General features: G+C 63.2%; 8 protein-coding genes. 6 read left to right on the top strand and 2 right to left on the bottom strand.

All coding sequences use genetic code 11. From position 1 onward, the window contains the following. On the top strand, window positions 1–1,117 hold a 1,117-nt coding region (locus tag ACTHL0_RS00915), incomplete at its 5' end, for a YopJ family acetyltransferase (RefSeq protein ID WP_440564676.1). Window positions 1,118–1,161: 44 nt separating this feature from the next. On the opposite strand, the gene ACTHL0_RS00910 is transcribed toward ACTHL0_RS00915, so the two are convergent. Further along, window positions 1,162–1,455 (bottom strand): DUF4148 domain-containing protein, encoded by a 294-nt coding sequence (locus ACTHL0_RS00910; RefSeq protein WP_440564675.1) that lies wholly within the window; start codon window positions 1,453–1,455, stop codon window positions 1,162–1,164. 190 nt (window positions 1,456–1,645) lie between these two features. After that, window positions 1,646–2,650, bottom strand: coding sequence for a LysR family transcriptional regulator (locus ACTHL0_RS00905; protein ID WP_440564674.1), 1,005 nt, complete (start codon window positions 2,648–2,650; stop codon window positions 1,646–1,648). Window positions 2,651–2,843: 193 nt separating this feature from the next. On the opposite strand from ACTHL0_RS00905, the gene ACTHL0_RS00900 reads away from it, so the two are divergent. From ACTHL0_RS00900 to ACTHL0_RS00880, 5 genes are all read left to right on the top strand, one after another. Further along, window positions 2,844–3,689 (top strand): alpha/beta hydrolase, encoded by an 846-nt coding sequence (locus tag ACTHL0_RS00900; protein WP_440564673.1) that lies wholly within the window; start codon window positions 2,844–2,846, stop codon window positions 3,687–3,689. A 46-nt stretch (window positions 3,690–3,735) separates the two neighbouring features. Beyond that, on the top strand, window positions 3,736–4,965 hold the full coding sequence (locus ACTHL0_RS00895; protein ID WP_440564672.1) for an efflux RND transporter periplasmic adaptor subunit: 1,230 nt from the start codon (window positions 3,736–3,738) through the stop codon (window positions 4,963–4,965). 46 nt (window positions 4,966–5,011) lie between these two features. Then, the gene (locus ACTHL0_RS00890) at window positions 5,012–8,206 is read left to right on the top strand and encodes an efflux RND transporter permease subunit (protein WP_440564671.1); all 3,195 of its coding nucleotides are present in this window, start codon (window positions 5,012–5,014) and stop codon (window positions 8,204–8,206) included. A 16-nt stretch (window positions 8,207–8,222) separates the two neighbouring features. Next, a complete protein-coding gene (locus ACTHL0_RS00885) occupies window positions 8,223–9,734 on the top strand; it encodes an efflux transporter outer membrane subunit (protein ID WP_440564670.1) in 1,512 nt (503 codons plus the stop codon). A gap of 151 nt (window positions 9,735–9,885) precedes the next feature. Continuing rightward, window positions 9,886–10,236, top strand: a 351-nt coding sequence (locus tag ACTHL0_RS00880; RefSeq protein ID WP_440564677.1) for a DUF2384 domain-containing protein, incomplete at its 3' end; no start/stop codon positions are given.

The raw sequence follows: 10,236 nt of genomic DNA, 5'->3' as shown, positions 1-10,236 counted from the left end.
GACCGAAATGACCGAAGCGATCGACGCAGTGTCACGGATTCGGCAGCGTTTCCAAACACTTCTCGACGCAAACTGGGCGCCCGATCAGAGCAAGACCGTGTTCGATGGGGACTTCGACCGGGCGATGTTGCCGACGATGGTTGCAGCCGAGAATGCGCGCAAGCCGGATTTGGCGCTCGTCGTGCTGGATGACCCGCAAGAACTCAAGGCATGGCTCGCCGAAGCTGACTTTCCGCCTGAGGGAAAACGCGCGCTATTCCCGTTGCCGTTGGCGGACGGGCTGCGTCACATGGTCGCCGCCGATGCGCGGTGCGTCGACGGGAAGGTGTCGCTGTTGATCATCGATCCGCTGACGCCCACCGGGGACCTCGCCAAACTGTTTCATCAAGAACTGCGTCCGGTCTTTGGGCGATGTATTCCGGACAATACGGTGTTGACGCAGTTCATGCTCAGTACACAGAAAGCGCGGGTCGGGTGCAGCATCTTCGCGTTGTCTGCTGCCTCCAAACTTGCCGGGCAGAAGGCGATGCTCGACGTCATTCATCGACAGAACTTGGCCGGGCAGTCTTTCATGACGTCGCTTGGACAAGACGCGCGTCCTTGGGCAGGAGGCGCACGTATCCGCCTGATGGACGGCGAGGGCGTGTTTGCGCCGGAGTTCATGAAGCACTCGCAGTCCAGTGCGACGTTGCAGAACTGGCTGAAGATGAATCCGCCGGCCTATGCGGATGCGACGATCAATAAGCGCGGCCACACGCTACAGTCGCGCTATCAAGCGTTCTTGACCGAGCGACATGTGCAATCGTTTGTCCAAGCGCAGGGGCAAGCGGAGGGGCAAGCGGCAGATGCGCCGGATACGCCGGATACGCTGCCCCGACGTTGGACCGAACTGCTGCGAACCAGTACGTCGATCGAGCACAAACGGCTCGTCTTCATCGATCGCACTATCGAATATCTCCGCACGGCGCCACCATCCGAGCGCCGCGCGTTACTCGATCGCCTGCTTGCGCTCGACCCGGCCCGATGCGCCGTCGATGATCTCGCACTAGAGCGGCGATCGCTCGGGCCGAAGCCCGGTGATGGGTCGCGTACGCAGGATGCCGGCAGCGCGTCATGAGCGCGTCTGCCAACGCACGCGCTCGAGTGGCTTGTCGCTGAATCTCAATTGCCAGCCCGTGCGAGTTGGACGTGAGCGTTATTTTCTTCGCTCTGAGCAAAGCGTTCGGCTTGCACTTGGCCCGCAAGGCTCAAGTCCGGGTAGCTCTGCTTGTTCAACGAAGGCAACGTGCCGTCGCGCCGAGCGGCGACGATTTCGGCGCGAACTTCAGCGCGCGTCTTCGTGCTCGTGCTGGCGATGGGCTCTTGGTACGTGCCGTTGTGGCCGATGCCGCCGGCGAACGCAGCCGTGCTGGCGAACAAGGAAACGAAAAGGGCTGCGGTAAGGGTGCGCTTCATGATGTTGCTCCTGTCTATTCGGTGTTTCGGGTGCGGTGCCAGGGATTGGCGTCGCGACAGGTGCAAATGTAGGCGCTTGCGGAATCAGGATAAACCCGGGTTTTGCGAAATAATTTGTCGGCGTGGCAGAACAATCGGCCGCCGGCATCCCGATTGGGACGCTGGCGGCTAGCGGTTTGGCTGAACAGGCTTAGGCCATCCACTCCGTGAGCACCGGCGTATCGAGTGCCGGCGCGCTTTCGCGTTCCTCGAGCGTCCGCTTGCTGCAGATCGTATCGAGGCTCTGGCGGCCGCTGAGCAGCGGGCAACGGTCGAAGACTTCGGCCACCCAGTCCACGAATACGCGCACCTTCGGCGAAAGGTGGCGGCTGTGCGGATAAACCGTCGAAATCGGCATCGGCAACGGTTTCCAGGCGGGCAGCACTTCCTTGAGCGCACCCGAACGCAGGTGAGGCAGCACCATGAACAGCGGTGCTTGAATGAGGCCGAAACCTTCGAGCGCGCAGGTCAAATAAGCGTCAGCATCGTTGACCGATACGACGCCGGGCATTTTCACTTCCACTTCCTTGCCATCCACGAGGAAGTCGAAGTTAATGATCCGGCCGGTTCGGCTCGAAAAGTAGTTAACTGCTTCAAACTGACCCAATTCATCGAGCGTAGTCGGCTCGCCCGCGCGCGCGAGGTAATCGGGTGCCGCGCAGGTCACCCCCTCGAACAGGCCGATGCGCCGCGCGACGAGCGACGAATCCTGCAAGGCGCCGACGCGGATCACGCAATCCACGCCTTCCTGGAGCAAATCGACAGGGCGATCCGAAAAGCCGAGCTGCAGATCGATATCCGGGTAGCGCTTATGGAATTCGCAGAGCGCGGGAATCACGACGGTGCGCCCGAGCGCACCCGGCATGTCCACGCGCAACTTACCGTGTGGCTTTTTGCTGCCATTCTGGAGGCTGCTCTCGGTTTCGTCGACATCCGCCAAAATCCGCACGCAGCGCTCATAATAGGCGGCACCGTCGGGTGTGAGGCTCAATCGCCGCGTCGTGCGGTGCATGAGCCGCACACCGAGGTAGGCTTCCAGATTCTGAATGATCGTCGTCACGGACGCGCGCGGCAGGTCGAGCGTTTCCGCCGCCTTCGTGAAGCTGTTCGTGTCGACCACACGCGTGAAGACTTGCATGGCCTGAAGGCGATCCATCTTCGTGCTCCAATAGAAGGATGAATGATTCACCGCCTTTGTGCGCTTAGGCTCCCGCGGGGCATCCCAACAGATGGGATCAATTGTTCGGGTGCAGTGAATTGTGTTGCCGGATTATAGGCATTTATCCGCAACTCTGCCGAACACACAATTCGAGGCATCGTGAAACAGTCGCGCACTGCGCGTTTGCACCATGCCAACTACGCATTCCCGGGGTGTACGGACGGGATCGCCTTGGGGTACACAGTCCCTGGAAGTCAACGAGGCACAGATCGCCGGTTATGAAAGCAATATCCAGGTACGGCTTTATCGCCGGCCCGGGGTAGGCTCGCTGCCGGTCATGCTTTATTTTCACGGCGGGGCATTCGTCGCCGGGTCGCTCGACGATGCCGATTTCGCCGCGCGGCATTTCGCCGAGCATTTGCCGGTATTGGTTATATCCGTAGGTTATTCGCTCGCGCCGAAGCATCCGTTTCCGGCCGCGCTCGAAGACGCCTATCGCGCGGCGCGGTGGGCAGAGGGCGCGAGCCGGACGATCGGCGGCGACGGCAAGCGGTTGTTCGCGGCCGGGCACTGCGCGGGTGGGAATGTGGCCAACGGGCTCGCGTTCATGGCGCGCGATCGCGGCGAGGTACGGATCGGGGCGATCGCGCTGTTCAGTCCGATGCTCGATCCCAGCATGACGTGCCTGGCCGACGAGCGTGTTGTCGATTCGGACATTTCGCCGCGACAGTGTCTCGCGAGTTATCGAGCATACCTGCCTAAGGCGTCGCAACGGATGCATCCGTATGCGGCGCCGCTCGAATCGGCACGCCTCGCGGGCTTGCCGCCCGCGTTTATCGCGACGGCGCGCAACGACGTGTTGCACGTCGAAGCTGAAACGTACGCGGCGCGGTTGATCGGCGCAGGCGTGCCGACACAGGTGATGCGGTACTCGAATGCGAGTCATGAGCGAATCGCGTACGATCCGCAAGCTTTGCAAGACGCCACACGTTTTTTCGAGTGTCATTTACAACCGCGTGGCGTCACAGCCGGTTGATCTCGAACGTCAATAGAAGAAGTCATTACACTCCGGAGCCTCGACAATGTCCAAGAAACCTCTTTCTCGTAGTCGCATCGCCTATGCGGTCCTTGCCGTCGCAGCGGTTGCCGGCATTGGCGCGTTCAGCGCGATTCGCGTGAACGCGAGCGCACCCGCGCAAGCGGCACCGATGGCGCCGGAGGTCGACGTCGCCACGGTGCTGAACAAAACCATCACCGATTGGCAGGCCTACTCGGGCCGGCTCGAGGCCGTCGACAAGGTCGACATTCGTCCGCAGGTGTCGGGCACGATCGTCTCGGTCGACTTCAAGGACGGCGCGCTCGTCAAGAAGGGCCAGACGCTGTTCGTCATCGATCCGCGTCCGTACGCGGCCGAAGTCGATCGCGCCAAGGCGCAGCTCGCGTCGGCTCAGGCGCATAACAGCTATGCGCAGGCCGACTGGCAGCGCGCGCAGCGCCTGATGGCCGACAACGCAATCGCCAAGCGCGACTACGACGAGAAGCAGAACACCGCGCTGCAGGCCGCCGCGGATGTCAAGGCCGCTCAAGCCTCGCTCGAAACCGCGCAGATCAACCTGGGCTATACGACGGTCGTCGCCCCGGTTGCGGGACGCGTCTCCCGTGCGGAGATCACTGTCGGCAATGTCGTGTCGGCCGGCGCCGGCGCTGCGCCGCTGACGACGCTCGTCTCCGTTTCGCCGATCTACGCGTCGTTCGACGTCGACGAACAGACGTATCTCAAGTACATCGGCCGCGCGCGCAGCGGGACGAACGTGCCGGTGGACCTGGGGCTCGCGGACGAAACGGGCTACTCGCGCAAGGGCACGATCGCCTCGGTCGACAACCGCCTCGATACGTCGTCCGGCACGATCCGCGTGCGCGCGCGCTTCGATAACGCGGACGGCACGCTCGTGCCGGGCTTGTATGCGCGCATCAAGGTCGGCGGCGGCCAGCCGCATCCGGCGCTCTTGATCGACGAAGCCGCGATCGGCACCGATCAGGACAAGAAGTTCGTCCTCGTCGTCGATCCGCAAGGCGCGGTGGCGTATCGCGAAGTGAAGCTCGGTGCCGAGCAGGGCAATCTGCGCGTGATCACGGCCGGCCTGAGCGCGACCGATCGCATCGTCGTCAACGGTGTCCAGCGCGTGCGTCCGGGCCAGACCGTGCGGGCGCACATGGTGCCGATGACGGACGATCCGGCGGGCGGCGGCGACGGCAGCGCGAGTGCCGATGCGGGCAAGGCAGGCAAGGCTGACCAATCGGCGAATTCCTGAGATATCGCTTCTCACCGAGAGGCGTTTCAATCACTCAGAAAGCGACATGAACATTTCAAAATTCTTTATCGACCGGCCTATCTTCGCAGGGGTGCTGTCGGTCCTGATTCTGCTGGCGGGCGTGATTTCGCTATTCCAGCTGCCGATCTCCGAGTACCCCGAGGTGGTGCCCCCGTCGGTCATCGTTCACGCGCAGTATCCCGGCGCGAACCCGAAGGTGATCGCGGAGACGGTGGCGTCGCCGCTCGAAGAGCAGATCAACGGCGTCGAGAACATGCTCTACATGCAGGCGCAGGCGAACAGCGATGGCAACATGACGCTGACCGTCACGTTCAAGCTTGGAACCGATCCCGACAAGGCGCAGCAGCTCGTGCAGAACCGCGTGTCGCAAGCGCTGCCGCGTCTGCCCGACGACGTGCAGCGCCTGGGCGTGACGACGATCAAGAGCTCGCCCACACTGACGATGGTGGTGCACTTGATCTCGCCTGATCACCGCTACGACATGACGTATCTGCGCAACTACGCGCTGCTCAACGTCAAGGATCGGCTCGAGCGGATTGCGGGCGTGGGTGAAGTGCAGTTGTGGGGCGCGGGCGACTACGCGATGCGCGTCTGGCTCGATCCGAACAAGCTTGCCGAACGCAATCTGACGGCGAACGACGTCGTGAGCGCCATTCGCGAGCAGAACGTCCAGGTGGCGGCCGGTGTGATCGGCGGCTCGCCGTCGCTGCCCGGTGTGCCGCTGCAATTGTCCGTGAATGCGCGCGGCCGCTTGCAGACCACGGAGCAGTTCGGCGCGATCGTGATCAAGACGGCGCCGGACGGCGGCGTGACCTATCTGCGCGACGTCGCACGGGTCGAGCTCGCCGCGTCTGAGTACGGCTTGCGTTCGCTGCTGGACAACAAGCAGGCCGTCGCGCTGGGTATCAACCAGCAGCCCGGCGCGAACTCGCTCGCGATTTCGGATCAGGTCCGCAAGGACATGGCCGAGTTGAAGAAGGACTTCCCGGCCGGCGTCGATTACGACATCGTGTATGACCCGACGCAGTTCGTGCGTTCGAGTATCGAGGCCGTTATCCATACGCTGCTCGAAGCGATTGCGCTGGTCGTTATCGTCGTGATCGTGTTCCTGCAGACGTGGCGCGCGTCGATCATTCCGCTGGTTGCAGTACCGGTTTCGATCGTCGGGACGTTTTCGCTGCTGCTTGCGTTCGGCTTCTCGATCAACGCGTTATCGCTGTTCGGGATGGTGCTGGCGATCGGTATTGTGGTTGACGATGCGATCGTGGTTGTGGAGAACGTGGAGCGCAACATCTCGGCGGGCTTGACGGCGAGAGCGGCGACGTACCGAGCGATGCGGGAGGTGAGCGGGCCGATTATCGCGATTGCGCTGACGCTCGTCGCGGTGTTCGTGCCGCTCGCGTTCATGAGCGGCTTGACGGGCCAGTTCTATAAGCAGTTCGCGATGACGATCGCCATCTCGACGGTCATCTCCGCGTTCAACTCGCTGACGCTGTCGCCCGCGCTCTGCGCGATTTTATTGCGCGGACACGATGCGCCGAAGGATTGGCTGACGCGCGCAATGGATAGCGTGCTCGGCGGCTTCTTCAAGCAGTTCAACAAAGTGTTCAAGCGCGGCTCGCAGTCGTACGGTCGAGGTGTGACGCGCGTGCTCGGCCGCAAGACGCTGATGCTTGGCGTCTATGCGGTGCTCGTTGGCGCGACGTTGTTCGTCACGCATATCGTGCCGGGCGGCTTCGTGCCCGCGCAGGACAAGGAGTATCTGATCGCGTTTGCGCAGCTGCCGAACGGGGCGACGCTCGACCGGACTGAAAGCGTGATTCGCGAAATGGGCGATATCGCGCTGAAGCAGCCGGGCGTGGAGCATTCGGTGGCATTCCCGGGCTTATCGGTGAACGGTTTCACGAACAGCTCCAGTGCGGGCATCGTGTTCGTCACGCTCAAGCCGTTCAAGGATCGCGGCTCGAAGGCGCTGTCGGCCGGTGCGATCGCCGGTGCGTTGAACCAGAAATATGCGGGCATCAAGGGCGCGTTCGTGGCCGTGTTCCCGCCGCCGCCGGTGCTCGGCTTGGGGACGCTCGGCGGCTTCAAGCTGCAGCTGGAAGATCGCGGTGCGCTCGGCTATGCGCAGCTCGACGAAGCCACGCAAGCCTTCATCAAGCGTGCGCATGAAGCGCCCGAACTCGGTCCGCTCTTCACGAGCTATCAGATCAACGTGCCGCAGCTGAACGTCGATCTCGATCGAGTGAAGGCCAAGCAGCTTGGCGTGTCGGTGACGGACGTATTCGACACGATGCAGATCTATCTGGGTTCGCTGTATGTGAACGACTTCAACCGCTTTGGCCGCGTGTATCAGGTGCGTGTGCAAGCCGATGCGCCGTTCCGTGCGCATCCGGACGACATCCTGCAGCTGAAGACGCGCAATGCAGCCGGCCAGATGGTGCCGCTGTCGTCGTTGGTCAAGGTGTCGCCCACCTTCGGTCCTGAAATGGTTGTGCGCTACAACGGCTACACGGCTGCCGACATCAACGGCGGCCCTGCGCCGGGCTACTCCAGCGATCAGGCACAAGGCGCGATCGAGCGCATCGCCAAGGAAACGCTGCCGCGCGGCGTGAAGTTCGAGTGGACTGACTTGACGTATCAGCAGGTGCTGGCCGGCAACTCGGCGATCTGGGTGTTCCCGATCAGCGTGCTGCTCGTGTTCCTCGTGCTGGCTGCCCTGTACGAGAGCTTGACGCTGCCGCTCGCCGTCATTCTGATCGTGCCGATGAGCGTGCTGTCCGCGTTGACGGGTGTGTGGCTGCTGCACGGCGACAACAACATCTTCACGCAAATCGGCTTGATGGTGCTGGTGGGCCTGGCGTCGAAGAACGCGATTCTGATCGTCGAGTTCGCACGCGAACTCGAGCATGACGGACGCACGCCGCTCGCTGCTGCGATCGAGGCGAGCCGTCTGCGGCTGCGCCCCATCTTGATGACGTCGATCGCGTTCATCATGGGTGTCGTGCCGCTCGTGCTCTCGTCGGGTGCGGGCTCCGAGATGCGTCATGCGATGGGGATCGCCGTGTTCTTCGGGATGCTGGGTGTGACGCTGTTCGGTCTCATGCTGACGCCGGTGTTCTATGTCGTGCTGCGTAAGCTGGCCGGCGGCACGATCCACGTGGCGGGCAAGGACTCGCACAAGGAATCGGACCTCGAGCCCGAGTTGACGGACGCTTGAGGCCAGGAGAAATAAGATGAAACGAATGGATTCGATTGGCGGTGGTTCACGCGTCGCACTGCGGGCATTGGCGGGCGTCCTGTTGATGACGCTCGTCGCGGCCTGCTCGGTCGGGCCGACCTACAAGCGGCCTGACGTCGATACGCCCACGGCGTTCAAGGAAGCGCCGATGCCGGCCTCCGAGGCCGGCACGTGGAAGAGCGCGCAGCCGTCGGAAGCGCTCGAGCGCGGCCAATGGTGGACGATCTTCGGCGATACGACGCTGAACCAGCTCGAAGAAGAAGCGCTTGCGCAGAATCAGAACTTGAAGGCGGCAGCCGCGCGGGTGCGTGAATCGCGCGCCTCGCTCAATGCCGCGCGCTCGGCCTGGTTCCCGGATCTCAACGCGGGGTTCGGTCCGACGCGCGAACGCTTGTCGCCTGCTGCGCAGGGCCTGCCGGAGAACGCGTATATACCGCCGCAGACGATCTGGCGCGCGCAGGTGACGACATCGTACGAAGCGCCGTTGTTCGGACGTGTCAGCGATAACGTCGCGGCCTCGCGTGCCGATTCGCAGCAGCAGGAAGCGTTGTTCCGCTCGGTGCAGCTCGCGCTGCAGGCCGACGTGGCGGCGAACTACTTCTCGCTGCGTGAGCTCGATACGGAGCAGGATCTATATCGCAAGACGGTGGCATCGCGTGAAGACGGGCTGAAGCTCGTCAAGCATCGCTACGATGCCGGCGACGTCAGCGAACTGGATCTGCAGCAAGCGACGAACGCGCTCGCTTCGGCGCGCGCCGAGGCGGCGGGCGTGGAGCGGCAGCGCGCCGCATCCGAGCATGCGCTGGCCGTGCTGCTGGGCAAGCCGCCCGCGGAGTTCACGTTCCCGCAGCAGCCGCTCGTGCCGGTGGTGGCGCGCGTGCCGTCTGGGCTGCCCTCCGCGCTGCTGGAACGCCGCCCTGATATCTCGGCGGCCGAGCGGGCGATGGCGGCGGCGAACTCGCGCGTCGGCCTGGCGAAATCGGCGTTCTTCCCGCAGCTCGATATCACGGGCGCATTCGGATACGAGTCGGTGGGTTTGGCGCAGCTCTTCAAATGGTCGAGCCGGACGTTCCTGCTGGGGCCCTTGGCGGGCACCGCGCTGACGCTGCCGATTTTCGACGGCGGGCGACGCAAAGCGCAGTTGGCGCAGGCACGGGCGCAGTACGACGAGCAGGTGGCGAACTATCGCTCGCAGGTGCTGACGGCTTTCCGCGAAGTGGAAGATAGCCTGTCCGACATCCGGCTGCTCGACGATCAGGTTCGCGCGCAGAACGATGCGGTGAACGCGGCAGCTCGGGCGCAGCATCTGTCGGAAGCGCAGTATCGCGAGGGCGCCGTGAACTACCTGGATGTGCTTGACAGCCAGCGCACCACGCTGCAGGCGCAGCGTCAGGCGAGCCAGCTCGCTGGATCGCAGGCCGTGGCGACGGTCAACCTCATTCGTGCGCTGGGTGGCGGCTGGGGTGACATGAGGGCGAGCGACACGCAGCAGGTGGCCAAGCAGTGACGAAAGTGCGCCGCCTCTCCCTTATTGCGTAGGGGCGGCGCGTGATGGATCGGCAGGGCATGGTGCACGTCTTGAGAGGGAATCAAGATGCGCTGTGCTTCGGTGCCATGCGCGTGCGCCACGGGCGCACGAAGGAAGCGAGGTACACATGATGAACTCGACGGTCACCCTCGATGACATCGCGCAAGGCGAGAGTTTTGAGCAATTCATGAATTCGTTGCGCGATCCGGCGTTTTCGGCGCCGATCGTATCGGCGCGTCGCTTTTCGGATGCGCTGCATATCGACATGCAGACGTTGGCGAAGCAGGCTGGGGTGCATCGAAATACGTTGAGCCGGACGCCTGCATCGGAAAGCGTGCAGCGCTTTTTGCGCGAGGCGTTGCGCGTGATTCGCGCGGCGACGGATATTCACGGCTGCGTGAAGCAGGCGCTGTTCTGGTATCGGAACGAACCGCTGTCGGAGTTCGAGTACAAGACGGCGGAACAACTCGTGTCGGGTGGG

It is taken from the genome of Trinickia sp., from assembly GCF_051961175.1.
GTDB lineage: Bacteria > Pseudomonadota > Gammaproteobacteria > Burkholderiales > Burkholderiaceae > Trinickia.
Note: the sequence above shows the minus strand (reverse complement) of the source record. Positions and strands in the feature narration are given on the sequence as shown.

Bases quoted from the DNA above. Each gene is read 5' to 3' on its own strand.
- ACTHL0_RS00910 (WP_440564675.1), bottom strand. From the start codon at position 1,455: ATGAAGCGCACCCTTACCGCAGCCCTTTTCGTTTCCTTGTTCGCCAGC.
- ACTHL0_RS00905 (WP_440564674.1), bottom strand. From the start codon at position 2,650: ATGGATCGCCTTCAGGCCATGCAAGTCTTCACGCGTGTGGTCGACACG.
- ACTHL0_RS00900 (WP_440564673.1), top strand. From the start codon at position 2,844: ATGCCAACTACGCATTCCCGGGGTGTACGGACGGGATCGCCTTGGGGT.
- ACTHL0_RS00895 (WP_440564672.1), top strand. From the start codon at position 3,736: ATGTCCAAGAAACCTCTTTCTCGTAGTCGCATCGCCTATGCGGTCCTT.
- ACTHL0_RS00890 (WP_440564671.1), top strand. From the start codon at position 5,012: ATGAACATTTCAAAATTCTTTATCGACCGGCCTATCTTCGCAGGGGTG.
- ACTHL0_RS00885 (WP_440564670.1), top strand. From the start codon at position 8,223: ATGAAACGAATGGATTCGATTGGCGGTGGTTCACGCGTCGCACTGCGG.